20 protein-coding genes, 4 tRNA genes and 1 pseudogene are annotated in these 24,286 nt (G+C 71.2%); 9 read left to right on the top strand and 16 right to left on the bottom strand.

Translation table 11 applies throughout. The annotated features are described in order from the left end of the window. Window positions 1–77 precede the first annotated feature (77 nt). A pseudogene (locus tag AZE13_RS10740) lies at window positions 78–852 on the bottom strand (GlxA family transcriptional regulator). Here AZE13_RS10740 and AZE13_RS10735 point away from each other — a divergent pair. Then, window positions 851–1,642: an NAD(P)H-dependent oxidoreductase gene (locus AZE13_RS10735; protein ID WP_066929404.1), complete on the top strand. Its 792-nt coding sequence runs from the start codon at window positions 851–853 to the stop codon at window positions 1,640–1,642. The pseudogene AZE13_RS10740 and the gene AZE13_RS10735 overlap by 2 nt on opposite strands. A 130-nt stretch (window positions 1,643–1,772) precedes the next feature. Here AZE13_RS10735 and AZE13_RS10730 read toward each other — a convergent pair. Then, window positions 1,773–1,846: transfer RNA gene (locus AZE13_RS10730), tRNA-Met, on the bottom strand. Window positions 1,847–2,080: 234 nt separating this feature from the next. Here AZE13_RS10730 and AZE13_RS10725 point away from each other — a divergent pair. After that, the gene (locus AZE13_RS10725; protein WP_066929402.1) at window positions 2,081–2,812 is read left to right on the top strand and encodes a GNAT family N-acetyltransferase; all 732 of its coding nucleotides are present in this window, start codon (window positions 2,081–2,083) and stop codon (window positions 2,810–2,812) included. Between the two features lie 104 nt (window positions 2,813–2,916). Here the strand turns inward: AZE13_RS10725 and AZE13_RS10720 are convergent. Then, window positions 2,917–2,989, bottom strand: a tRNA-Arg gene (locus tag AZE13_RS10720). A gap of 339 nt (window positions 2,990–3,328) precedes the next feature. Beyond that, a tRNA-Ser gene (locus AZE13_RS10715) sits at window positions 3,329–3,419 on the bottom strand. A 750-nt stretch (window positions 3,420–4,169) separates the two neighbouring features. Between AZE13_RS10715 and AZE13_RS39230 the strand changes: the two genes are divergently transcribed. Then, a complete protein-coding gene (locus AZE13_RS39230) occupies window positions 4,170–4,574 on the top strand; it encodes an SSI family serine proteinase inhibitor (RefSeq protein WP_398780130.1) in 405 nt (134 codons plus the stop codon). Window positions 4,575–4,835: 261 nt separating this feature from the next. Then, on the top strand, window positions 4,836–9,857 hold the full coding sequence (locus AZE13_RS10705) for a PAS domain-containing protein (protein ID WP_066929400.1): 5,022 nt from the start codon (window positions 4,836–4,838) through the stop codon (window positions 9,855–9,857). 112 nt (window positions 9,858–9,969) lie between these two features. Here AZE13_RS10705 and AZE13_RS10700 read toward each other — a convergent pair whose 3' ends face one another. The 3 genes from AZE13_RS10700 to AZE13_RS10690 form a co-directional block, all read right to left on the bottom strand. Further along, complete coding sequence (locus tag AZE13_RS10700; protein WP_066929399.1) at window positions 9,970–11,622, bottom strand: long-chain fatty acid--CoA ligase; 1,653 nt, start codon at window positions 11,620–11,622, stop codon at window positions 9,970–9,972. Between the two features lie 244 nt (window positions 11,623–11,866). Continuing rightward, complete coding sequence (locus AZE13_RS36285; protein WP_147264638.1) at window positions 11,867–12,070, bottom strand: hypothetical protein; 204 nt, start codon at window positions 12,068–12,070, stop codon at window positions 11,867–11,869. A gap of 432 nt (window positions 12,071–12,502) precedes the next feature. Continuing rightward, entirely contained in the window at window positions 12,503–12,697 is a 195-nt protein-coding gene (locus AZE13_RS10690; protein ID WP_066929395.1) for a YegP family protein, read from the bottom strand. 387 nt (window positions 12,698–13,084) lie between these two features. Between AZE13_RS10690 and AZE13_RS10685 the strand changes: the two genes are divergently transcribed. Next, window positions 13,085–13,327: a hypothetical protein gene (locus AZE13_RS10685; protein ID WP_066929393.1), complete on the top strand. Its 243-nt coding sequence runs from the start codon at window positions 13,085–13,087 to the stop codon at window positions 13,325–13,327. A 6-nt stretch (window positions 13,328–13,333) separates the two neighbouring features. On the opposite strand, the gene AZE13_RS10680 is transcribed toward AZE13_RS10685, so the two are convergent. Beyond that, window positions 13,334–13,990: a TetR/AcrR family transcriptional regulator gene (locus AZE13_RS10680; protein WP_066929391.1), complete on the bottom strand. Its 657-nt coding sequence runs from the start codon at window positions 13,988–13,990 to the stop codon at window positions 13,334–13,336. A 199-nt stretch (window positions 13,991–14,189) separates the two neighbouring features. Between AZE13_RS10680 and AZE13_RS10675 the strand changes: the two genes are divergently transcribed. Then, the gene (locus AZE13_RS10675; RefSeq protein WP_066929611.1) at window positions 14,190–15,233 is read left to right on the top strand and encodes an aldo/keto reductase; all 1,044 of its coding nucleotides are present in this window, start codon (window positions 14,190–14,192) and stop codon (window positions 15,231–15,233) included. A 51-nt stretch (window positions 15,234–15,284) separates the two neighbouring features. Here AZE13_RS10675 and AZE13_RS10670 read toward each other — a convergent pair whose 3' ends face one another. From AZE13_RS10670 to AZE13_RS10650, 5 genes are all read right to left on the bottom strand, one after another. Beyond that, window positions 15,285–15,818, bottom strand: coding sequence for a SigE family RNA polymerase sigma factor (locus AZE13_RS10670; RefSeq protein WP_066929389.1), 534 nt, complete (start codon window positions 15,816–15,818; stop codon window positions 15,285–15,287). 150 nt (window positions 15,819–15,968) lie between these two features. Further along, window positions 15,969–17,135 (bottom strand): lipid-transfer protein, encoded by a 1,167-nt coding sequence (locus AZE13_RS10665; RefSeq protein ID WP_066929387.1) that lies wholly within the window; start codon window positions 17,133–17,135, stop codon window positions 15,969–15,971. Beyond that, window positions 17,132–17,578, bottom strand: a complete 447-nt coding sequence (locus tag AZE13_RS10660) for a MaoC family dehydratase (protein WP_079123874.1) — start codon at window positions 17,576–17,578, stop codon at window positions 17,132–17,134. Before AZE13_RS10660 ends, AZE13_RS10665 begins: the two co-directional genes overlap by 4 nt. Next, window positions 17,575–18,711, bottom strand: coding sequence for a bifunctional MaoC family dehydratase N-terminal/OB-fold nucleic acid binding domain-containing protein (locus AZE13_RS10655; protein ID WP_066929383.1), 1,137 nt, complete (start codon window positions 18,709–18,711; stop codon window positions 17,575–17,577). The genes AZE13_RS10660 and AZE13_RS10655 overlap by 4 nt, the downstream gene beginning before the upstream one ends. Before the next feature lie 241 nt (window positions 18,712–18,952). Continuing rightward, window positions 18,953–19,261 (bottom strand): hypothetical protein, encoded by a 309-nt coding sequence (locus tag AZE13_RS10650; RefSeq protein ID WP_066929381.1) that lies wholly within the window; start codon window positions 19,259–19,261, stop codon window positions 18,953–18,955. A 543-nt stretch (window positions 19,262–19,804) separates the two neighbouring features. Here AZE13_RS10650 and AZE13_RS10645 point away from each other — a divergent pair. Further along, window positions 19,805–20,668 carry a bifunctional DNA primase/polymerase gene (locus AZE13_RS10645; protein WP_066929609.1) on the top strand — a complete coding sequence of 288 codons (864 nt, stop codon included), beginning with the start codon at window positions 19,805–19,807 and terminating at the stop codon, window positions 20,666–20,668. A gap of 42 nt (window positions 20,669–20,710) precedes the next feature. Here the strand turns inward: AZE13_RS10645 and AZE13_RS10640 are convergent, their stop codons facing one another. After that, entirely contained in the window at window positions 20,711–21,478 is a 768-nt protein-coding gene (locus AZE13_RS10640) for a class I SAM-dependent methyltransferase (protein WP_066929379.1), read from the bottom strand. A gap of 194 nt (window positions 21,479–21,672) precedes the next feature. Here AZE13_RS10640 and AZE13_RS10635 point away from each other — a divergent pair, with 194 nt between their 5' ends. Together AZE13_RS10635 and AZE13_RS37960 are read left to right on the top strand one after the other, a co-directional pair. Next, window positions 21,673–22,104 (top strand): GNAT family N-acetyltransferase, encoded by a 432-nt coding sequence (locus AZE13_RS10635; RefSeq protein WP_066929377.1) that lies wholly within the window; start codon window positions 21,673–21,675, stop codon window positions 22,102–22,104. Between the two features lie 255 nt (window positions 22,105–22,359). After that, entirely contained in the window at window positions 22,360–22,482 is a 123-nt protein-coding gene (locus tag AZE13_RS37960) for a hypothetical protein (RefSeq protein ID WP_258527703.1), read from the top strand. Window positions 22,483–22,726: 244 nt separating this feature from the next. Here AZE13_RS37960 and AZE13_RS10630 read toward each other — a convergent pair. Together AZE13_RS10630 and AZE13_RS10625 are read right to left on the bottom strand one after the other, a co-directional pair. Continuing rightward, window positions 22,727–22,813: transfer RNA gene (locus tag AZE13_RS10630), tRNA-Ser, on the bottom strand. A 52-nt stretch (window positions 22,814–22,865) separates the two neighbouring features. Continuing rightward, the coding region (locus AZE13_RS10625; protein WP_258527702.1) for a S1C family serine protease at window positions 22,866–24,286 on the bottom strand (1,421 nt) is incomplete at its 5' end.

Here is a 24,286-nt window from a genome sequence, read left to right as displayed (position 1 = left end):
GACAACGGCCTCGGACATACCCCCCCGCCTCTCCCCTGCCCGCTCCCCCATCCCCACCCACTCTCCCGGCCCTCCCCTCACCCCCGAAACGTGCTCCGATAGGCCCGCGGCGACACCCCCAGCGCCGACTGCAGATGTGCCCGCAACGAGGCCGCCGTCCCAAACCCCGCCTCCGCCGCCACCCGATCCACCGGCAGGTCCGTCTCCTCCAGCAACTGCCGCGCCCGTTCGACGCGTTGCCCGGTCAGCCACTGCAGCGGAGAGACCCCGACCTCCTCCCGGAACCGCCGGGTGAACGTCCGTACGCTCATCGACGCGGGCCACTTCGTTGGCGACGGCCGCCCCGTGATCACACCGGACCATGTGCAGACACAGGTCGATCCCCGACGCGACCCCGGCGGCCGTCAGGACTTCCCCCTCGTCCGTGTACAGCACGCCCGCGTCCAGCTCGACCGCGGGGAACAGCTGCCGGAAGTCATCCACCGACCGCCAGTGCGTCGTGGCCCGCCGCCCGTCCAGCAGACCGGCCGCGGCCAGCGCGAACGACCCCGTGCAGATCGACGCGATCCGGGCACCCGGCCGGATCCGCCCCAGGGCGTCGGCCATGCCCTCGCTCAGCCGCCCGTCACACCGCACCCTCCCCAGGTCGTAGTCGTTGTCGGACGCCGGTACGACCACGGTGTCGGCCTCCGCCAGCGCCTCCGGCCCGTACGCCACATTGACCGTGAAGTCGGTGTCCGTACGCACCTCACCGGGCGCCGGCGCACAGGTCACCACCTCGTACAGCCGCTCCCCGTGCGCGGACCGCGCCTCCCCGAAGATCCGGTGCACGATCCCCACCTCGGACCCCATGAAGGTCCTCTGGCTGTTCGCCCACCCCGACCAGCGCTCCCTGAGCGGCACCCTCAAGACCGAGGGGCTGCGCACCCTCGAAGCCCACGGCCACCAGCACCGCGTCTCCGACCTCTACGCGATGAAGTGGAATCCCGTGGTCGACGCCACCGACTACGACCACAACCCGGCCGACCGCTTCTTCGTGGGCGACGCCTCCGAACGTGCCTATAGGCAAGGCACGTTGAGCCCGGACATCGTCATCGAGCAGGAGAAGGTCACCTGGGCGGACACCCTGATCGTCCAGTTCCCCCTCTGGTGGTACGGAATGCCGGCCATCCTCAAGGGCTGGTTCGACCGCGTCCTCGTCAAGGGCTTCGGCTTCGGCCTCACCGACCCTGCCACCGGCCACCACCGCCGCTACGGCGACGGCCGGCTGACCGGCAAACGGGCCATGGTCATCACCACCGCCGGCGCCCGCGCCGCAACCCTCGGCCCGCGCGGCGTGAACGGCGACCTCAACGACCTCCTCTTCCCCCTCCAGCACGGCACCCTCTGGTACACCGGGATGTCCGTCGTCCCTCCCCTCCCGATCCCCAGCGCGGACCGCACCACCGCCACCACCTACGAAACCGCCGCCACCCGCCTACGCGACCGCCTTCTCACCCTCCCCACCACTCCCCCTCTCCCCTTCCGCCACCAGAACACCGGCGACTACGACGACGAGCTCCTCCTCCACCCCCACCTCCCCGCGGCCCCCACCGGCCCCGGCGCCCACTACACCTCCCCACCACCCCCCGCACACCCCTGACCCCGACACCGAGAACACCGAGAACAGCGGGGCACTGAGCACTGCGAGCGCAGCGAGGGCACCGAGAACACCGAGAGCACAAAAAGCCGTAGGCCCAGCGGACATCAGTCCACTGGGCCTACGGCATCAGTAGCGGGGACAGGATTTGAACCTGCGACCTCTGGGTTATGAGCCCAGCGAGCTACCGAGCTGCTCCACCCCGCGTCGGTAGCCCCAACCTTACGCGACTGTCACGCCCACGCCTAATCGTTTCTCCCGGTGCGACGGTCATGGCCGCGTCCCGACCCCGACCGGCGGTGGCGCATTGTCTCCGCCCCGCAGCCGCATGCCCCAGAAGTGGCCTTACTGTCCCAGAACAGCCCAGCCCCCAGACCAGCCCAGCATCGCGACCCCGACGAGGACGCAGACAGCCCGCACGTCACAGAGCGGAGGCCACCCATGACCGGGAACCACAACGGCAGCCCAGCACCCGGCACCACAACCACCCCGAAAGCCGACCCCACAGCCGGCACCGCAACCGCCCCCGAAGCCGGCCCCGAAGCCAGGGCCGTCGTCCGGCCGGCCACCGCCGAAGACGTCCCCCGCGCCGTCCGGACGCTGACCCAGGCCTTCGCCAACTACCCATGGACCCGGCACACCGTGGACGCCGCCGACCACGCACACCGCATGGAACGCTTCCAGGAGATCTTCCTGACCCGTGTCGGCCTGGCCCACGGCCGCGTCTGGGTCGCCGACGACGGCGATGCGGTAGCCGTCTGGACGACCCCGGAAACGGTGAACGCCGAGGCCGTCTTCGCCGAACTGGCACCGGAATTCGCCGCCTTGGCGGGCGACCGCCTCACGGCGTACGAGGAGGCAGAGGCGGCCCTGCTGCCGCACCGGCCGACCGAACCGGCCTGGTTCCTCGGCACCATAGGCGTCACCCCCGACCGCCAGGGGAGCGGTCTGGGCCGTGCGGTCATCCGTCCGGGCATCGCAGCGGCGGAGCGGGCAGGCGTACCGGCCTATCTGGAAACCTCCGACGAAGGCAATGTCCGCTTCTACGAACGCCTGGGCTTCCAGATCACCGCCACCCTCCACCTCCCCGGCAACGGCCCCCGCACCTGGTCCATGCTCCGCCCTCCCAGCCCCACGGCCCCACGCCCCATCACCATGAGCGACCACCCGTAAGCCAGGTGCAATAGCCGCCCGGGGCTCGCCGCGCCCCCCGGGCGGACCGCCGTACGGCACGACAAAGCCCCTCCGGAAGATCCCGGAGGGGCTTTGACCTACTGTGCGCTCGGCAGGATTCGAACCTGCAACCTTCTGATCCGTAGTCAGATGCTCTATCCGTTAAGCTACGAGCGCTTGGCTTTCCGGCGGTTTTTCTTGCCGGTCGGCGTTGCGGGAACAACATTACATGACCTGCGCCGTGAGGCGAAATCCGTTCGCCTCACCCCCGCTGACCTGCGGATATGCACTTAGGGCGGGGATCGGGGCGCACTCTGCCCGAGGGCGGCCTCGACGGAATCAGTGCCGATTGTGACGGGCACCACGCCCCTCGGCTGAGTGGACCAGGAAGAGGCACTCGCTGGGCTAGGAGGGGCACTCGGTGGGCCAGGAGAGGCGCTGTGCGCGGGTGAGCGTCCTGCGGGCGGAAAGCAGTCAGGCCCTGGTCGGGATGACCAGGGCCTGAACTAAAGAGAGCGGAGGCGGAGGGATTTGAACCCTCGATGGGGGGTAAGCCCCAAACCGCATTAGCAGTGCGGCGCCATAGACCGGACTAGGCGACGCCTCCACACACCCCACGCGCGCATGCGCACTGTGGCGTGTCCAGATGATGGCACAGTCCCAAGGGCTGTCACCAATCGCCCCCTACGGTACTAGGCGCGCGGGCCACCCGGCAAAGACGTTCCTGCGGCGAAACGTCGGGGGCGGCAACGCGTTAGGTGTGTGGGGCCGTGTCGACCTTTGTGTCGTGCGCCCCCGGCGCGTATGGACCGCGTACCGCCCCGCACTCGCCTCTCTGGAGACTGTGATGCCGTACCAGTGGACGCACCACCGAACGCATTGCCGGACGTACCGACAGACGTACCGGCGGATCTTGCCCATCGTCGCCACGGCTGCCGCCACCGCCATGCTGGGCCTGGCGGCACCCACCGCATCGGCCACCGCATCGGCCACCGTGTCGGCCGCCCCGGTCCCGCTGCCTCGCCATGTGTCCGAGAACGGGGTCACGGGCGCGGGCCACCACAGAGCCATGGCCCTCCCTGCCGGCCACCCGGCGCCCATCGACCGCTACCGACTCGGTGACCGCAGTGATCATGGGACTCGCGGCGATCGGGCAGACGCAGGTCAGGTGGGTGCGGAGCGTCCGAACCGCGGGGTGCTCGGCTTCCTCTACGGCTTGGATGATCACCCCGAGAACCCCGAGAACATCAGGCACAGGCGGCACCAGGGGCACGGGGGGCACAGCAGCCCCGGCGGCCGGGGCTCGCGCGGGGCTCAAGGCTCGCCCGTCCCACCCGACGTACCCGCCTGGACCGGAGTGGCCGGCGACGACCGTCTGCCCTTCCACCACGACGTGCTGGTGCCGCACGCCCCCGTCGACCACCTCACCGTCACCGTCCACCACTCCGGTTCGTCGAGCGCGAACGGGACCTTCGAGCTGTACTGCCACCCGAGCAACGGCAGCACCCACCGCGACCCCAAAGGCGCCTGCGCCAAGCTGGACCGCATGACGAAGTGGGGCAAGGATCCGTTCGCCCCCACACCGCAGAGCGCGCAATGCACGATGATCTATGGCGGCCCGGCCACCGCGCGAGTCACCGGGACCTGGGCGGGTCGGCGCGTCAACGCCCACTTCAAGCGCACCAATGGGTGCGAGGTCAGCCGCTGGAACGACTTCGAGCCGCTGCTCCCCACGACGACCGGTTCGAACCCCTTGTCGTGACCAGCCCGGTGTACCTCTTTCCTGCGGGAGTGGTGCGAAAGGTCAGGACGAGGGGCATATGAGCGGCACATGTCGGGCGTGCGGTGAGTCGCACCCGGCCGTCGCGTCGCCACCGCATCCCCACCACATCTCCACCGCGTCACCGCCCCGCCATCCGCCCCGTCATCCGCCTCCGCGTCGCAGCGAAGTGCCCGTAGACTCCATCCCAGCGGTCCGCCACGGCGGACCGGCACGGTGCGGTAAGAGGGAGGAAAGCGTCTCGTGAGCAGCAGGCCATCCCGAGGCGCTGCTCGCCTCGCAGCCATACTCGACGCCCTTCCCGACGCCCTGTTGCTCGTCAACTGCAACGGAACGGTCGTCAACGCCAACGCCATCGCGCTGGAGACCTTCGAGGCGCCGGGCACGGCCCTGGTGGGGCGCGGTCTGCTGGATCTGCTGCCGTCGTTCGACTCCAAGCGCATTCCGGGCTCGATGCGGCGCCACGACGAGGAGAGCGAAGGCGGCCGGACGAAGCCGACGCGGATGGTGGCGCGGCGTACGGACGGGACCGAGCTGCTGGTCGAGGTGACCAGCGCCAACCTGGAGGACGGGCGCACCCCGTACGAGTCCGCCTTCGAGGCCGCATACGCCGATCACCGCAACGGCTATACGGGCGACGAGCTGCTGATGCTCGTCGTACGCGATCTGACCGGCACTCTGGACACCGAGACCGAGCTGGCCCGCCAGCAGCGGCAGACCGAGATGATCCTGCGGGCCGCGGCCGAGGGTGTGGTCGGCGTCGACGCCGAGGGCAAGGTCGTCCTCGTCAACCCGTCCGCGGCGCAGATCCTCGGCTACCGGGCGAGCGAGCTGGGCGGCAAGGTGCTGCACCCGCTCATTCACCACTCGCGGGCGGACGGCACGGCGCTGCCGTGGGAGGACACCCCGCTGTCCGACACGCTCAAATCCGGGCGCAAGCACCGGGTGCGCGGACAGGTGCTGTGGGCGAAGGACGGGCGTGCGGTGGCCGTCGACCTGACGACGGCGCCGGTACGGGACGGCGATCAGCTCGTCGGCGCGGTGATGACGTTCACCGACCGGCGCCCGTACGACGCGCTGGCGGCGCGCCACGCGCAGCTGCTGGCCGTGCTGGAACAGGCGCTGCGCGGGCCGCTGGAGGAGCTGAAGGGCGAGCTGGGCACGCTCGCGTCCGACCCGGCAGGCCAGCTGTGGCCGGAGGCGAACCAGATCCTGCACCACCTCGCGGCCGGCCACGCCCGGATGACGACGCTGGTGGACAACGTCCTGAGCTACCAGCGTCTGGACTCCGGCAAGGAGAAGCTCCACCGCACGAAGGTTTCGCTGGATGCCGTGGTCGCAGCGGGCGTGGAGGGCGCGATCGAGCTGATCGGCCCCGGCCGGGCGCAGTTCGCGGTACACGCGCCGCCGATAGCAGCGACGGTGGACGCGGAGCGGCTCGCGCAGGCGCTGTCGCATCTGATCGCGGACGTCGCGGGCGTGGACTCGACGGGGCGGATGCCGCTCGGCGGGCCGGGCAGTGCGGCCGCTCTCGGCGCGAGCGGGCGTACGGGGACGGGGCCGGGAACGGGGACGACGACGGGAGCGGGGACCGGGACGGGGCCGGTTGTGGTCCCCGGTGACTCGACGATCGTGGTGGCGGCGGCCCAGCGCGGCGATGTCGTACGGATCGAGGTGCGCGGGCCGTTCGGCGGCGGCGACCCGGTCCATGAGCCGATCGTGCGCGGGATCGTACGGCGGCACGGCGGGCTGATGCAGACGCACGAGGTGCCGGGCGGCAGCCCGGGCGGTCCGGGCGCGGGCGGCAGCGCGTACGTGCTGGAGCTGCCGGTAGCGGCGGACGGCGCGGCGACGCTGGATGCTCCGGATGCCGTGGAGGCGGGCTCGGCGGGCACGACCTCGGCGGGCACGACCTCGGCGGGCATGGGCTCGGCGGGCATGGGCTCAGCGGTTACGGGCTCGGTGGGGCAGGTAGGTGTTGGCGCCAGGCTGGTCGGCGCGCAGGCCGGAGAGGCCGGAGGGACGGGCAAGGCCGGAGGGACGGGCAAGGCCGGAGGGTCCGGGGGATCCGGAGGGTCCGGAGAAGCCGAGAAGGCGGAGTCGTCGGAGACGACAGGGGCGACAGGGGCCAGGAGGTCGGCCGCCGAGTCGCGGGGCGGCGCCCAGGGCGACCGGGGTAACGAGGATGCTCAGGGTGCCCAGGGCCGTACGGGCGGCGCCTCGGGCAACGCGGACGGCGCGGGCGGCACGGAGGGCACGGCGCGGCCGACGGGACGGCGGGCCCGGCGCCCGGCCGCGGACCAGGGTGCCGAGGGCCCGCAGGGTGCCGGAGCCGAGGGCGACCGGGCAGCGGCGGACGGCTCGCGGGCGGCGGACGCCGACCAGGGCGGTGGCCAGGGCAGGCGGCAGGGTGCGGACGGTACGGGGCTGCCGTCGGGCGTCGCGGGGGCCGAGGCCGTACCGCCGACCGGGCGGCGGCGGGCCCGGCAGAGTGCGACGGAGGGCGGCGGATTGCCTGAGCTGCCGACCGGCGCGGCCCAGGCACACCAGCCAGACCAGCAGGCGCACCAGCCAGACCAGGCAGGTCGGGCGAACCAGGCGCATCGGGCAGCCCAGGTACCCGACCAGGCGCCCGGGCGGCCGGGATCCGGGGCGACTTCGGCCGCCGTTCCGGCACGCCCGCATATCCCGGCCCAGGCCCCGGCGGCGGGTCAGGCCCCGACTGCGGGCCACGCCTCAGGGGCAGCGCAGCAGCAGCCTGCCCCGGGACAGGCACAGATTCCGGGCCAGGCGGCACATGACCACGGCCAGGCGCAGGCCCATCACCAGGCGCAGGCCCACAGCCAGGCACCCGTCCCCGGGCAGACGCACATCCCCGGACAGACGCAGGTTCCGGCCAGGCCGGAGGGGCTGGGGCCCGTACAGCCGACCGGCCGTCGAGCGCGCCGGGCGCTGGCCGAGGCACCCCAGCGCTCCGCCCAGGGCGAGCATCGCTCCTCCCAGGCCGAGCCTTCCGCACAGGGCGAGCATTCGGTACCGAGCGGGCATTCGGAGCAGAGCGAGCATTCCGTACGGGCAACCGGCACGGCCCAGCCGTCGGCCGGTGCGCGTACCGCTTTCGCGCTGCCGCCCGCCGCCGCGGACCAGACGCCGGAGTCGGCGCGGTCGGGGCGGCCGGCGCTGCCCGCAGCGGCCGAGCAGGTACCGGCACAGGCGCCCAATCCGCAGGTCGGCGCCGGGACGGGGCGCCGCCGTGCGCGCCGGCCGGTGGCCACCGGTCCGGACGCCACCCCCCATCCCCCTACCGGCCCCGGCCCGAGCTCCAGCCCTGCCGCCGGCCCCTCCCACGCCCATCACACCGCTCCTGCTCCGCAAGGGGATTGGGGCGCCGAGCCGACCGGCCGTCGACGGGCCAGGCGCGCCGCGGCCGAAGAGCGGGCGGCAGCCGCGATGGCCGACTCGGAGTCGTCCGGCACCTTCGTCGCCGGCCCGGACGGGCTGGAGGCACAGCCGGACGGTCCCACCGCACCGACCGGGTCCGTCGGCCCCAACGTCCCGGCTGAGGGAACCGATACGGCCAGCGGCACGGCACCCGACGTCGTCGCGCCACCCGGCGTCGTCGCGCCACCCGTTGAAGACACGCCCTCCACGGGAGACCTGCCCCTCGCCGGAGGCACGCCCGCCCCCGCCACTGGACGCGCTGCTCAGCTCGGAGGCACGCCCCCCACTGAAGACCCCGCTCAGCCCGGAGGCGCCGCTCGTCCCGGAGCTGCTTCCCCGACCGGAGGCACGCCCCAGGCGCCCGACGTCACCACGCAGTCCCCCACTCAGGCGCCCGCCCCCACCGGCCGCCGCCGCGGTCGTCCCAGCCCCGCCGAAGAGGCCACGGGCCAGACCGGCACGCCCGCACCCGGCCGACCGGCACCGCACCAGCAGCCGCTGCCGCCCACCGCTGAGGACGACGGGCACCTCCCCGGCGGGCGGGCGTTCAGCGTGCGCACCCTTGGCCAGGGCGTGCCGTTCGCCCACCCGCTCACCGACCCGCAGCGCACCACCGACCAGCAGCGCCCGCTGACGGATCCGCGACGCCCGCTCGCCGACCCGCAGCGCCCGCCGGTGCCGCCGCCCGGCAGCACCCCCCAGACCGGCGGGACGCCCCCCGGCAGTACCCCGCCCGGAGGGACGTCCGCCGGTTCGGGCCGCCGCCGGAAGCTCGCCACGCCGCCGCAGGACGGGGAGCGGAGGACCGCCGCCGACGCCGCGCAGGCCGAGGCGCGCCCGCACCCGGCCGGTTCGCAAGACCAGCAGCCGGACCGGAAGCCGTCACCGCCCCAGCAGCGTCACCCGCATCAGCTACCTCAGCCGCACCAATCACATCAGCCGCACCAGACGCACCAGTCGCACCTGATGGACGCCACCGAAGGCCGGGCCTTCGCGATCTCCGCGCCCGACGAGGGCAGCGAAGGCCCCGAGCCGCTGGACGGCCCGAACGGCGCCGTAGAGGTGCTGGACCGTCAGCCGCCGCCGATGGACGACGAGCTGCCGCCGGAGCCACTGGACAACCCGCGCCGGCTGCTGGTCTGGCCGGCGCCCGATGTCGCCACCCAGCAGGCGCTGAGCGACCGTGGCTACCGCCCGGTGATCGTCAACTCCCGGGAGGAGGTGGACGCGCAGATCGCCGCCTACCCAGCGGCGCTCTTCGTCGACCCGCTGACCGGGCCGATCACCCGTACCGCGCTGCAGTCGCTGCGCCAGGCAGCGGGCGCGGCCGAGGTGCCCGTACTCGTGACCGCCGGCCTGGGGCAGGCCACCCGGGAGGCCGCGTACGGCGCGGACCCGGCCGTCCTGCTCAAGGCGCTGGCCCCGCCCGACAGCGAGGCGCACCCGCCGCGCGTGCTGCTGATCGAGCAGAACGACGCCATCGCGGGCGCGCTGACCACATCGCTGGAACGGCGCGGCATGCAGGTCGCACGAGCCGGCGCGGACACCGAAGCGGTCACCCTCGCGGCGCAGATGCGGCCGAATCTCGTCGTCATGGACCTGATGCAGGTACGCCGTCGACGGGCCGGCATCGTCGACTGGCTGCGTGCCAACGGGCGGCTGGACCACACTCCGCTGGTCGTCTACACGTCCGCCGACATGGACCCGGCCCAGCTGCCGCGGCTGGCGGCCGGCGAGACGGTGCTCTTCCTCGCGGAACGCTCGACGAGCACCGAGGTGCAGTCCCGCATCGTCGACCTCCTCGCCAAGATCGGCACGAACTGACGGCGGTCGCGAAGTAGGGGCGGTGGGGCCCAGGCCGACGGCCGAGGCCCCACCGCCCCCCAGCTGGACCCCAACACCCCGACCCCACCCCGAAACCCCCACCCCGAAACCCTCACGCCAGCAGCGTCACATCCAGCTCCCCCTCCGCGTACTGCCTGCGCAGCACCTTCTTGTCGAACTTCCCCACGCTCGTCTTCGGCACCGCCGGAATCACCGCCCACCGCTCCGGCAGCTGCCACCGCGCGATCCGCTCACCGAGGAACGCCCTCAGCTCCTCGCACGCGATGGTGGCTCCCTGGTTCAGCACCACGGTCGCCAGCGGCCGCTCGCCCCACTTGTCATCCGGTACGGCGACCACCGCGGCCTCCACGACGTGCGGATGCGCCATCAGATGGTTCTCGAGCTCGACCGACGAGATCCACTCACCGCCCGACTTGATGACGTCCTTGGCGCGGTCGGTGAGGGTCAGATAGCCGTTGGGGGTGATGGTGCCGACATCGCCGGTGCGCAGCCAGCCGTCCGGGCTGAACTTGTCCTCGGGACGGAGCGGTTCGCCGTTCGCGCCTCCGTAGTACGCGCCCGCGATCCACGGACCTCGTACCTCCAGCTCACCGGCCGACGCACCGTCCTTGGGGAGTTCTTCCCCGCCCGGCCCGGTCAACCGCGCCTCGACAGAGGCGGGGAAGCGTCCCTGGGTGGCCCGGTAGCCCCACTCCTCGTCCTCGCCGACGCCCGCCGGCGGGTGCGAAATCGTGCCCAGCGGGGAGGTCTCGGTCATGCCCCAGGCGTGTACGACGCGGATGCCGTGCCGCTCCTCGAAGCCGCGCATCAGGGCCGGCGGGCAGGCCGAGCCGCCGATGACGACCGTACGGAGACAGGCGACATCGCGTGGCTTGGCGTCCAGTTCGGCGAGCAGGCCCTGCCAGATGGTGGGGACGGCGGCGCCGACGGTGGGGCGTACGGTCTCGATCATCTCGGCGAGCGGGGCGGGCTGCAGGAAACGGTCCGGCATCAGCAGCGAAGCCCCGGCCATGAACGCGGCGTGCGGCAGACCCCACGCATTCACATGGAACATGGGCACTACGGGGAGGGTGATGTCGCGTGCGGTGAGCGCGAACGCCTCGGCGCTGTTGACCTGGAGCGAGTGCAGATAGAGCGAACGGTGGCTGTAGAGCACGCCCTTGGGGTCTCCGGTGGTCCCGGAGGTGTAACAGAGCGCCGCGGCCTCCCGCTCGTCGATCTCCGGCCAGGCATAGCTCTCCGGCCGCCCGGCGATCAGCTCCTCGTAGTCGTGCACCCGGGCCCGCGCGCCCTCCAGCACGGACCTGTCCCCCGGACCGACGACCACGATGTGCTCGATCTTCGGCAACTGCGGCAGCAGGGGGGCCAGCAGCGGCAGCAGGCTCCCGTTGACCAGTACGATCCGGTCCTCGGCGTGATTGACGATCCACACCAGCTGCTCGGCGGGCAGCCGCAGGTTGAGGGTGTGCAACACCGCGCCCATGGAGGGGATGCCGAGGTAGGCCTCCATGTGCTCGGCGTTGTTCCACATCAGCGTCGCCACGGCCTGCCCCTCCGCCACTCCGAGGTGGCGCAGAGCGTGCGCGAGCTGTGCGGCGCGGGTGCCGACCTCGGCGAAGCTGCGACGATGTGGCTCACCGTCGCCGCCCGTCCAGGTCGTCACCTGGGACTGACCGTGGACCGTCGAACCGTGGTCCAGAATCCGCGAGATCAGCAGCGGTACGTCCTGCATCGTGCTGTACACCAGGGCCTCCCAGAGATTCCCAGAGATAGAGCCAGAATGGATCCCGGCTGTTACGCGGAGGTAGCGGGCGTAACTGCCAGGTGATTCTGCTGGCGTATCCGGTGGTACGTCACTAGTCGACAAGCACGAGGCTGGTTTCTTCCCGCTGTCCGGTCGCGTGTTGCGTAGCGCCCAGCGGGTCGCCTGCTGGACGAACTACGCAACACGGAACCGGCGCCGCCGCCGAATCGGCGCATCGGCTACGTCACGGCCCCCAGGCGGCCGGCACAGGAGTGCACTGGAACGCGGCACCGGCCCCCAGCCAGGCAACCTCCGTGGCCTCGAAGGCCCGGTTCACCACGGACGGCTTGCAGAGCATCGGCGCCACCGCGTCCTCCTCCTGCCGCAGGTCCTGCCATGTGGTCCGGGCATCGAGCACATGGGGCGCCCGGCACCCCAGGTTGGCCATCCCGTCGAAGAGCGTCCCCCGGGTACAGACCTTGATAACGCCTCCCCTCGCCACGAACTCCGCGGGCGTGGGCCCGTAATGCCCATCCCGCCCGGACGCCGCTGGGGCGGCTGGGGCTGCGGAGGGAGCTAAAGCGACCGAGGAGGCTGAAGGGACGGAGGCAGCCGAGGCAGCCGGCGCCAGGACGAGCGCGGCCCCTACGGCGACGGCCGCCGACGCGAGTACATGGAACATGATCTGCGGACGCATGGCGTGTCGGTCTCCCGAGGTGGTCGGATGCGGATTATCGGATGACATGCATCCGGCCCAACGAGTCCGACAAGGAGCGAGAAACGCCCTACCCCCGCATGCGACCGCCCCCGACGGGGCCTGTTTGCGCCCCCCGACGGGCCGACGTCGAAGAGTCCGGCCCGCCGGGGAATCGGCCGGCACTCAAGCCATCTCCGAGCTGCGCACCTCCTTGACCGGTGCGGTCGGCGCATTCCGTTTCACGGAGTCGATGCCGTTCTGGCAAGCGGCCTTGGAGTTGTACGCCTCACCGACGGCGATGATCTCCCCATTGCTCGCCTTCAGCCGGAAGCGGTGCTTGCCTGCTTTGTCCTGATACATCTCGAACGTGCCAGCCATACTGCCTCCATCAGTCGAAGAAACTCGCGCTTCCAGGAACGCACCCCGCAGACGGAAGGGCAGCCTCGACTGCGCCGTGCGGGTGAGCCGACGCACTGCGGGGGAGCTGATCGGCACGGTCCAGACGGGCGCCGAATTGGCGACAAAGTGGGACATACTGGATGCACCGAGCGCCCTTCACGCCGGAGCGTGCGCAACGGCGCGTAGCGGCTCGCATGCGCAACGGCTACTGGCCTCCGTCGCGGCAAGAGCCGGGTCAGGGCGGACGTGGCGGGAACCCTGACAGGAGCGGTACCGGCGGATCAGCAGATCGACACATTCGACACATTCGGCAGATTCGGCAGGTCGGCAGAAGTCCAGGCGGCTCTGGGGAGTAGGGGATCAACCGTGGAGAATTTCGACCTCAAGGCGGAAGCGGAAATGCGACTCCGGTCCGAGCAGTTCGCGGCCGAGCTGGCGGAGCGCAAGCGCCGGGAGAAGCTGGCGGCGGAAGCCGCGGCAGCCGCGGAAGGCACCGCCGACGACGCGGCGGGTACGGCCGAAGCGGACGACGGAGTGAGCGCGACCGAGGCGGGCGACGCGACAACTGGAGCGGCGGAGACCGACGACACAGCCGAACGAAGCCAATGAAGCTCGTCAAGCCGTCGCCGTCGGGCTGACGAAGGCTCCCGCCCGTGCCGCCGCGGCCGCGGCTTCGGCGGCACGGTCCGCGCTCGCTTCGTCGAGCGGTTCACCAGTGGTCAGCAGGCGGTAGTAGAGGGGGGCGGAGACGGCGCGGATCACCTCGCGCGTGTCCGTCCCCACGGGCAGTTCGCCGCGCTCAACGGCCTGCCGAGCGCAGGGTTCCCACTCCTCGACGCGGGTCCCGTAGAAGCGGTGGAGGGCGGCGGCCGTCTGGTCGTCGCAGGTTGCGGCGGCGATCACGGCCTTGAAGAGTGCGCCCTGGCGCGGGTCCGCGAGCGTTCGCTGTACGAGGCGGGCGTTCGCGCGCAGGTCGCCGAGGAGTGCCCCCGTCTCGGTGCGCGGCAGCGATTGCTCGGCCATATCCACCAGCAGGTCTGCGATCAGGTTGGCCGGCGTTCCCCAGCGGCGGTAGACCGTCGTTCTCCCGACCTCGGCGCGGCGCGCCACCTCCCCGAGGTCGAGCTGGGCGAGACCGCCCTCCGCGAGCATGTCTCCAGCGGCTCGCAGCACGGCGGTGCGCACACGCGCCGTCCGCCCTCCTGGGCGCACAGCACCCGGACGTACGCCCCCCGGATCTCGTCCCGGACGTACCGCCTCCGGCTCCGGCATGCTTCCTGACTCCATAACGGGACTCCTATTCCATTAAGAGGTCCACCTCTGCTACCTTGAGACCACATATTAACGGGAACCCAATCCCGTTAAGGGAGTCGCGCCCGCCTGCCGAGGCACGGCAATGCCGACAAGGCAACGCAAGGCAAGACAACGCAAGGCAAGGCAAGGCGTGCGGAAGGGATCGGCTGTGGAGCACATGGAGTACAGAAGGCTGGGCGCGTCGGGTCTGATGGTTCCCGCGCTGAGCTTCGGTGCGGGCACGTTCGGCGGGCAGGGCGAGCTCTTCAGCGCCTGGGGCACCACCGAAGCGGCGGAGGCGCGCCGCCTGGTGGACATCTGCCTGGAGGCCGGGGTCACCATGTTCGACACCGCGGACGTCTACTCCAACGGCGCCTCCGAAGAAGTGCTCGGCGCCGCCATCAAGGGCCGCCGTGAGCAGGTCATCATCTCCACGAAGGCCGGCCTGCCGCTGGGGGACGGGCCGGGCGACGCGGGGACATCCCGTTCGCGCCTCATCAGGGCGGTCGACGATGCGCTGCGCCGCCTCGGCACGGACTACATAGACCTCTTCCAGCTGCACGCCTTCGACGCCGGAACGCCGGTCGAGGAGGTGCTCTCCACACTCGACGACCTCGTCCGGAGCGGGAAGCTCCGCTACACCGGGCTCTCGAACTTCTCAGGCTGGCAGCTGATGAAGTCCCTCGCCGCGGCGGATCGGCACGGCTATCAGCGCTACGTGGCCCACCAGGTCTATTACTCCCTCGTGGGCCGCGACTACGAGTGGGATCTGCTGCCGCTCGCCCAGGACCAGGGCGTCGGGGCCGTCGTATGGAGCCCGCTGGGGTGGGGACGCCTGACCGGCAAGATCCGCCGCGGGCAGCCGCTGCCGGCCGACAGCCGACTGCACCAGACCGCGGACTACGGCCCTCCGGTGGCGGACGAGCTGCTGTACCGGGTGGTGGACGTGCTGGATGAGATCGCGCAGGAGACCGGAAAGACCGTGCCCCAGATCGCCATCAACTGGCTACTGCGGCGCCCGACCGTCTCGTCCGTCCTCATCGGCGCCCGCAACGAGGCCCAGCTGCGGCAGAACCTCGGTGCGGTCGGATGGAGCCTGACCGACGAACAGGTGGCGAGGCTCGACGCCGCGAGCGCCAAGGACGCCCCGTACCCCCACTTCCCCTATGAGCGGCAGGAGGGATTCGCCCGCCTCAACCCCCCGGCCGTACACACCCGTTAGGTACCACGTCCCTGTTGAAGCCCAAGACGATCCGCCCGCCCTGTCGGCACCCTAGGCGATCATGGCCAGCTCCGGGTCCTCCCGGAGCTTGGCCAGGGCGCGGGAGACGGCGCTCTTGACTGTCCCGATCGAGACTTCCATGATCTCGGCGGTCTGGGCCTCGCTGAGATCCTCGTAATACCTGAGGACGACCATGGCCCGCTGACGGGCGGGCAGTCGCATCACCGCTCGCCACATCGCATCGCGCAGCCCCTGCAGCTCGGCCGGGTCCGGCACGGGCAGCGGATCCGGCTCGGGGAGCTCGTCGACGGCGTACTCATCGACCTTCCGCTTGCGCCACTGGGATGTGCGGGTGTTGATCAGCGCGCGGCGGACATAGCCGTCCAGGGCGCGGTGGTCCTCGATGCGCTCCCAGGCCACAAAGGTCTTGGCCAGCGCCGTCTGGAGGAGGTCCTCGGCGTCGTTCGGGTTGGCGGACAGCGACCGCGCGGCACGCAGCAGAACCGGCCCCCGGGCCCGTACATAGGACGAGAACGACGGGAACACAGCGGCGGTCGAAGCGCTGGTGCACACAGGCGTGGTCATGGATTCCACGCTAGAAGCGAGGGGGGTCCCAACGGATCGGCCCCAGGTGCCGAAGCCGCCTCCGTCTCAAGGCGTACGGGTAGGGGTGCCCCCACCTCCTTTGGGGGGATGGGCGGGGGCGGGACATCTCAGGGTGGGGGACGCCGTGGGTCAGCGGCTCGCGGTGAGGATCAGCCCCGACGTCGGGACTCCCGTCCCCGCCGTGACCAGGGCATGGGCGGCGTCCGGGACCTGGTTCACGGACGTCCCGCGGAGTTGGCGTACGGCCTCGGCGATGCCGTTCATGCCGTGCAGGTACGCCTCGCCGAGCTGGCCACCGTGGGTGTTGAGGGGGAGGCCGTCCGCGGCGACGAGGTCGGCGGCCTCGCCGGGGGCGCAGAAGCCGAATTCTTCCAGCTGCATCAGAACAAACGGGGTGAAGTGGTCGTAGAGGATGGCGACATCGATGTCGGCCGGGGTGAGGCGCGAGGTGCGCCAGAGCTGGCGGGCGACCACGTTCATCTCCGGCAGGCCGGTCAGGTCGTCGCGGTAGAAGCTGGTCATCTGCTCCTGAGCGCGGCCGGCGCCCTGGGCCGCGGCGGTGATCAGGACCGGCGGACGGCGGAGACCCCGGGCCCGCTCGGGGGTCGTCACGACGAGCGCCTGGCCGCCGTCCGTCTCCTGGCAGCAGTCCAGCAGGCGCAGCGGCTCGACGATCCAGCGCGAGGCGGCGTGGTCGGCGAGGGTGATGGGCTTGCCGTGGAAGTACGCGGCCGGGTTGCGGGCGGCGTGGCGGCGGCCGGTGACGGCGACCCGGCCGAACGCCTCGGCCGTCAGGCGGTAGGTGTGGAGGTAGCGCCGGGCCGCCATCGCGACCCAGGAGGCGGGGGTGAGCAGGCCGAAGGGGAGGTACCAGCCGAGCGCCGCGCCTTCGGCCGTCGGCTCGCGGTGCTGGACGCCGGAACCGAATCGGCGGCCCGAACGTTCATTGAACGCGCGGTAGCAGACGACGACTTCGGCGATTCCGGTGGCCACGGCCAGCGCCGCCTGCTGGACGGTGGCGCAGGCCGCGCCGCCGCCGTAGTGGACGCGGGAGAAGAAGGACAGCTCGCCGATGCCGGCTGCTTGCGCGAGGGTGATCTCGGGGGTGGTGTCCATGGTGAAGGTGACGAGGCCGTCGACGTCGGGCGGGGCGAGACCGGCGTCGTCGAGGGCGGCGTGTACGGCCTCCACGGCGAGCTTCAGCTCGCTGCGGCCGGAGTCCTTGGAGAACTCGGTCGCGCCGACACCGGCGATGGCGGCTCGGCCGGAGAGGGCATCGGCACTGCGCAGGCTCACGCCGTCGCCTCCGTCGTCCCCTCCGGCGTCCGCTCCAGCATCCGTCCCGCCGTCCCCTCTGACGGTGCCGTCTTTGCCCTGACCGTGCCGGTGACGTGGTGGCCGATGCCGTTCGTGCCGACGACGCGGATGTCGATGACGTCCCCGTCACGGGCGACGACGGTGCCGCGCAGAGTCATGGTGTCCCCGGGATAGTTGGGCGCGCCGAGACGGATCGCGACCTTGCGCAGGACGGTGGCCGGCCCGAGGCAGTCGGTGACGTACCGCCCGACGAGCCCGTTGGTCGTCAGGATGTTCATAAAGATGTCCGGTGCCCCCTTCGCGCGCGCGAGCTCGGCGTCGTGGTGCACGTCCTGGTAGTCCCGGGAGGCGATGGCGCCCGAGACGATCAGAGTGCGGGTGACCGGGATCTCCAGCGGCGGCAGAACGTCTCCGACGTTCACGCTTCCTCCCCACACCTCTCGCCCTCCCCACGCCCCTCGCCTTCCCCGCACCTCTCGCCCTCCCCACCGACGCCCCGGAAGACCGGAAGCTCCAACTCCTCATCCACTTGCCGGAATTCCAGCCGTACCGGCATACCGATCCGCACCTCGCCGTACGGCACCCCCACCACGTCGCTGACCATCCGCACGCCCTCGGCGAGCTCGATCAGCCCCACCGCGTAGGGCGGGGCGAAGGCCGGGAAGGGTGGGTGGTGCATGACGACGTACGAGTAGACCGTGCCGTCCCCGCACGACTCGACCGTGTCCCAGCGCTGCGACCCGCAGGCGTGGCAGCCGGGCAGCCAGGGAAAGCGCAGGGTGCCACAGCCGCCGCACCGCTGGATCAGCAGCCGGTGCCGGGACACGCCCTCCCAGAAGCCGGCGTTGTCCCGGTTGATCACGGGGCGGGGCCGCCGGGGACGCGGAGGTTGCTGGAATTGCTGGGGCGGCGGGGGTGACGAGGACGGCAGGGGCGGCAGGGGCGGCAGGGGCGGCGGGGGCGGCAGAGACGGCAGCGGCGGCTGGGATCGCTCGGCTCCGGGGTGGCCCGCCTCCTGGACTTCCGACCCCCTTTGCACGGGTGCGTACTTGAGGATACGGAAGCGGTGCTTCCCCGCCGGCTCCCCATTCGCCCGGATATCCATCCGCGTGGTGACGAAGTACCCCGCCCCCAGCTTCGTCGCCTTGCGTTCCGACACCGACTCGATCACCGCGTCGAAGGTGATCCGGTCACCCGGCCGCAGCGGCCGCAGATACTCCTGCTCGCAGTCCGTGGCGACCACGGAGGTGTAGCCCGCGCCGTCGAGCAGCCCGAACAGTCCGTCGTACGCGGGCGAGCGGTCGGCGTGCCCGGAGAGGCCGCCCATCGTCCAGGCCTGGAGCATCGTCGGCGGGGCGATGGCATCCGGTCCGTCGTACGCCGGGTTGGCATCGCCCATCGCCTCGCACCAGTGCCGGATCATCGGGGCGTTCACCGGGTCCTTGCCGACGCCTGTGGTGGCGGCCGACACCCCCTCGAACGCCTTCAACCGCCCGTAAAGATCATCCCGCTCATGACGCTCACCCGGAGCACGGAGACCGTCCGACTTCGTCACACCGTCGCCCCCTCCATCCCCAGCCGCACCGCCGACGCGCTCGCCACCACGCGCCGCCTTGCCGACGCACACCAGCGCACCGCCCCGACGCACCGACAAACGAGTGAGCGGGTTCCTGACTGTCCGTCAGAAACCCGCTCACTGTCAAGGCCGACGCCATGAACCCCAGAGCGACCCCATCGCTCTCCGCGCCGCCCCGACAATCACCCTTCAGTCGGCCGCTCCCCTTGGCGGCGCCCGGTCAGCCCTTGTCGCCCCCGAAGTTGAGGGTGGCATTGGTCTGGTAGACGTGGGTGAATCCGTCACCACTCACGCTCGCGGTGCTGTTCGGAGTGGCAGCACCGGCACCGTTGGCGACCAGCTGGCCGGTGGTCGAGTTGCCGTTGTTGGTGCCACCGATTTCGGTCCCGCCCTGGCTCGTGACCAGCGAGTTCGACCCATGATCCGCAAAGCCGCCGTTATCGGCCTGCGCCACACCGGAAAGCACCGTGACCGCGAAGGGCAGCGCGGCGGCCGCGGCGATGGCGCGGGCGGTACGGGTATTTGCCATGTCTATTCCTCCCACGGAACACAAATTCCGGATCTCCCGCATGGGCCTCCTGGATCGATCACCCGGATCCGGCCTGCCGGATCCACGCGCCCGATCCGTCCGGCCCATCCACATCACCCGACCCATCCAACCCATCCGATCTCACTCCGGATTGCATGAACTCCACTTGACCATCACGCAGTTGGCCTGCCGAATGCCGACTGCTCGACTGCCGACTGCCGCGATGCTTGCCACGACGTCGCGACCCCAGGATTGCCCACCGAATCCCCGGCGAATCCGCCGCGCAGGGGCGTTTCCCCCGCAAGCATGAGGACTCCGCGGTAAACCTCTGCCGCATCACGCCCCTCGCAGGTGCCCCCTCACCCACGCCCCCCGGCGTGCACACCACCCCCCACGCCCCCGCTCCCCTTCCTGCTCCCCCTTCCCTCCATCGAACATTCGTACGAAAATAGCGTCATGGCCACGCACCGACGCCATGCCGAAGCGCACCCCGACGCCGCACACCCAGCCTGCGCACACCCCGCCGACACGCATCCCGCCGACATGCACTTCGCCGCACTCGCCCACGCTCTGTGCGCCGCCGCGCGCGGCTACCCGGTCATCCCGCTGACCCGCAGCAAACTCCCCGCCGTAAGGTCCCCGCACCGCGGCCACCCCGAGGTCCCGCCCTGCCGCGGCGGCTGCGGCCGTATCGGGCACGGCGTCCACGACGCGAGCACCGACCCGCTCCTGATCCGCCGGCTGTTCGCCGCCGCGCCCTGGGCAACCGGCTACGGCATCGCGTGCGGCCTGCCCCCGCACCACCTCATCGGCATCGACCTCGACACCAAGAACGGCGCCGACGGCCTCACCGCGCTCCGGCTCCTCGCCGAACAGCACGGCTTCGAGATCCCGCCGACCATCGTGGTCCGCACTCCGAGCGGCGGCCACCACCTCTGGTTCACCGGCCCGCCCTGCCCGCCCGTCCCCAACTCGGCCGGTCGACTCGCCCCGGGCATCGACGTCCGCGGCCTGGGCGGCTATCTCGTCGGCCCCGGCTCGCTCACCACCCGTGGACGCTACGTCCTCGCACCAGACGCCCCGGGCGCCCCGGCACCCGCACCCGCACCCGCACCCGCACCCGCACCAACCGCCCTACTCACCTTGCTGACGCCCCCACCGCCACGGCCGCCCCTGGCCTCACAGCCACCCCCACCCCTATCCCCACATCCCGCCGCGGCACTCGTCCACTTCGTACGCACCTCCCCATACGGCCAGCGCAATGCCCGCCTGTTCTGGGCGGCCTGCCGGGCGTACGAATCCGGCCTGGGCCAGGAACTGGCCGCCAGACTCCTGGACGCCGCCCACCACACCGGCCTGCCCGAAGCCGAAGCACGATCAACCATCGCCTCAGCCGCCCACCGCTAGGCCGCGCCTCACACACCGCCGGACGTCACACACCACCGGACGTCACACACCGTCCGGCTTTCGCGCCTCGATCAAAAACCGTGTCGTATGCGCGACGAACAGCCCGTCCCTCCGGATCAAGGCATCCAACTCCCGCAACTGCTCCCGGTATTCCTCCACGGTGAACCCCGGAACCATCCACACCACCTTCCGCAGAAAGTAGATGACCGCCCCGATATCGAAGAACTCCGTCCGCAGCGACTCAGCACGCAGATCGACGACCTCCAGCCCGGCCGCCTCCGCCGCCCGGCATGCATCGTCGGGATGCCGGGCTCGCCGTACGTCCTCCGGCTGTGGCCCCAAGAAGAACTCCACCAGCTCGAACACGCTCGCCGGGCCGACCTGCTGGGAGAAGTACGTACCGCCCGGCCGCAGCACACGAGCGATCTCCTCCCACCACACCGTCACCGGATGGCGACTCGTCACCAGATCGAAGGCCGCATCGCCGAACGGCAGCGGCGGCTCATCCTCGTCGGCCACCACCACCGCGCCGAGCGGATGCAATAGCGCGGTGGCCTTGGCGACGTTCGGCGGCCAGGACTCGGTGGCGACCATCACCGGCGGCAGCTTCGCCGCCCCGGCGAGCACCTCCCCGCCTCCCGTCTGGATGTCCAGTGCGGCCGAGGCCCGCGCCAGCCGCTCCGCCATCGCCCGCTGATACCCCCACGAGGGCCGCTCCTCCGTGGCCCGCCCCTCCAGCCATGAGAAGTCCCACCCCGCGACGGACACGGCCTCCGCCTCGGCCACCAGTTCCTCAAACGATCGCCTCATACCCCCACGGTCGCCGCAGCCCCTCCACCCCGCCAGCGATTTTTCCCACCAACGTCTCCCTCCTCGCCTGGCGATTCGACCCCCTTCCGACCTCCTGACTCCTGACCTCCTGGCTCCTGACCTCCTGACCTCCTGACCTCCTGACCAGCTACTTCACTGGGCCGGCCCTCGACCAGCCCCTTACCATGTAATCCATGGACTCGATAAATGACCCTTACGAGGTGCGCGTGGGCGTGCCCTCCGTCGAGACTTTCCGCCGCCTGCGCACGGACGCCGGTCTCTCCGACAAGACCCCCGAGGCAGTCGCGCTCGCCCTGCCCAACACGTGGCACGGCGTGGTCCTCCACCACGAGGGCGAGCCCATCGGCATGGGACGGATCATCGGTGACGGCGGTACCGCGTTCCAGATCGTCGACATCTGCGTGCACCCCGCGCACCAAGGCCGCGGCCTCGGCAAGCGCATCATGGCCGCGCTCACCGAGGAACTGGAGCGCCGGGCGCCGGCGACCGCCTACGTCTCACTGATCGCGGACGGCCCTGCGCGCTTCCTCTACGAGAAGTTCGGCTTCGCCGACACCGCCGGACATGACTCGATCGGCATGTACCGCTTGATGAGCGGGAGTTGACGACCTCACGCGGCCCCACAGTCCCCCACAGGCCTCCACAAGCCTTTGTGAGGACCTCTGAGCAACGACGACGAAGGTGCCGGTGCCTCACCGCGTGGATCGGAGCCCCGCGAACGCCAGTACTCCTACCGGGACGCCATCCCCCGGGAAATCGACCGGCTGCGCACCGAGAGCGCAACCTACCGCCGCCGACACAACTGGCTCCAGTGGACGCTCATCCTCTGCTCAGCCGCCGTCTCCGTCATCACCTCGGTGATGGGCTACTTCAAATTCAAGGAGCGCGGCTTCAACCTCCAGCAGACCGCCGACGCCATCGAACAACGCAAACGCGAGCAACAACTCGACCAGCCCCACCAGGGCCAGCAAGAGGTCGTGTAATTACCTCGCGGAGCCAAAACGGCCCGGCAAGCAGGGCGCACTGCAATATCCGAGCAGCGCTGGGTCACGGCTTCTGCGCGTGCCGGATCCGTGCCGGAAAGGGCGGCCGGACGCGGCCAAGGGCGGTCGGATGCCGCCAAGGAACGGTCGGACGCCGCCAAGAGCAGTCGGCCACGGATACACGGCGAGCGGGAACAAAAACGGCCCCCGACCGGGAAATCCCTGGTCAGGGGCCGTCCGCCTGCGGAGGCTGTGGGATTTGAACCCACGGTGGCGTCGCCGCCACGACAGTTTTCAAGACTGTTCCCTTAGGCCGCTCGGGCAAGCCTCCCCGCGACGCCGGCGCGCCGTGGCGCGGGTGCCGCGGGGATCAGACTAGCGCGTCACTTGTCGCCCGTGCGCTGGCCCAGGGTTACCTGGGTGGTGTGCTCCTTGCCGGCGCGCTCGAAGGTGAGGGTGACGGTGTCGCCGGGCTTGTGCCGCCAGATCTCGCTGATCAAGGTGGGGCCGCTGTCGATGACGGTGCTGTCGAGCTTGGTGATGGTGTCGCCGGGCTTGAGGCCCGCCTTGTCGGCCGGGCCGTTCGGGGCGACCGCGTCGGAGCCGTTGTTGCCGGTCTGGGCGATGGTCGCGCCGCCGCCGGTGTCCCTCATGGCGACCTGGACGCCGATCTGGGGGTAGACCGGCTTGCCCGTCTTGATCAGATCCTGGGCGACTCGCTTGGCCTGGTCGATGGGGATGGCGAAGCCGAGGCCGATGCTGCCGGACTGGCTGGACTCGGGGCCCATTCCGCCGTTGCCGGCCGACTGGATGGCGGAGTTGATGCCGATGACGTTACCGGCGGCGTCCAGCAGCGGGCCGCCCGAGTTGCCGGGGTTTATCGACGCGTCCGTCTGCAGGGCGCTCATGTACGAGGCGCTGGTGCCGCCGCCGTCGCTGGAAGCCACCGGGCGGTCCTTGGCGCTGACGATGCCGGTGGTGACCGTGCCGGACAGGCCGAAGGGCGCGCCGATCGCGATCGTGGCGTCACCGACCTGGACGGCGGAGGACTTGCCGAGCGGGAGGGGGTTGAGGGTGGCGTCGGAGGCGTTCTTGAGCTTGATCACGGCGACGTCGTAGCCCTGGGCGCGGCCGATGACCTCGACGTCGTACTTCTTGCCGTTGGAGAACGTGGCGGTGAGCCGCCCGCCGCCGGCCGCGGAGGCGACGACGTGGTTGTTGGTGAGGATGTGGCCCTGTTTGTCGTAGACGAAGCCGGTGCCCGTACCGCCCTCACCGGTGACCCCCTGTGCCTCGATGGTCACGACGCTGGGCAGCGCCTTCTGCGCTATTCCTGCGACCGAGGTGGGCTTGCGGTTGAGCGCGCCGGCGTCACCGGAGGCGGAGACCGTCGTCGAGGAGCTGCCGTCGCGGCCCGCGGCCCAGTAGCCGATGCCGCCGCCGACCCCGCCGGCGACCAGCGCGGCGGCCAGGATGGCGGCGATCAGGCCGCCGTTGCGCTTCTTGGGGGCGGACGGGGTACCGGGGACGGCCCACGGGTTGCCGCCACCGCCACTGCTGCCGCCGCTGCCGTACGGGGGCTGGCCCCAGCCGCCGCCGGATGAGCCGTGACCGGTCATGGCGTACGCCGGGATCTGGGCGGTGTGCTCGGTCGGCGGGAAGCCCGGGGGCGGGGGCGCCGTGGGGGGCGTGGCGGGCGCGGGCGGGATGTCGGGAGTCCGCGCGTCAGAAGTCCGGGCGTCGGAAGTCCGGGCGTCGGAAGTCCGGGCGTCGGAAGTCCGGGCGTCGGAAGTCCGGGCGTCGG

The organism is Streptomyces sp. NBRC 110611, from assembly GCF_001590865.1.
Classification (GTDB): Bacteria; Actinomycetota; Actinomycetes; order Streptomycetales; family Streptomycetaceae; genus Streptomyces.
Note: the sequence above shows the minus strand (reverse complement) of the source record. Positions and strands in the feature narration are given on the sequence as shown.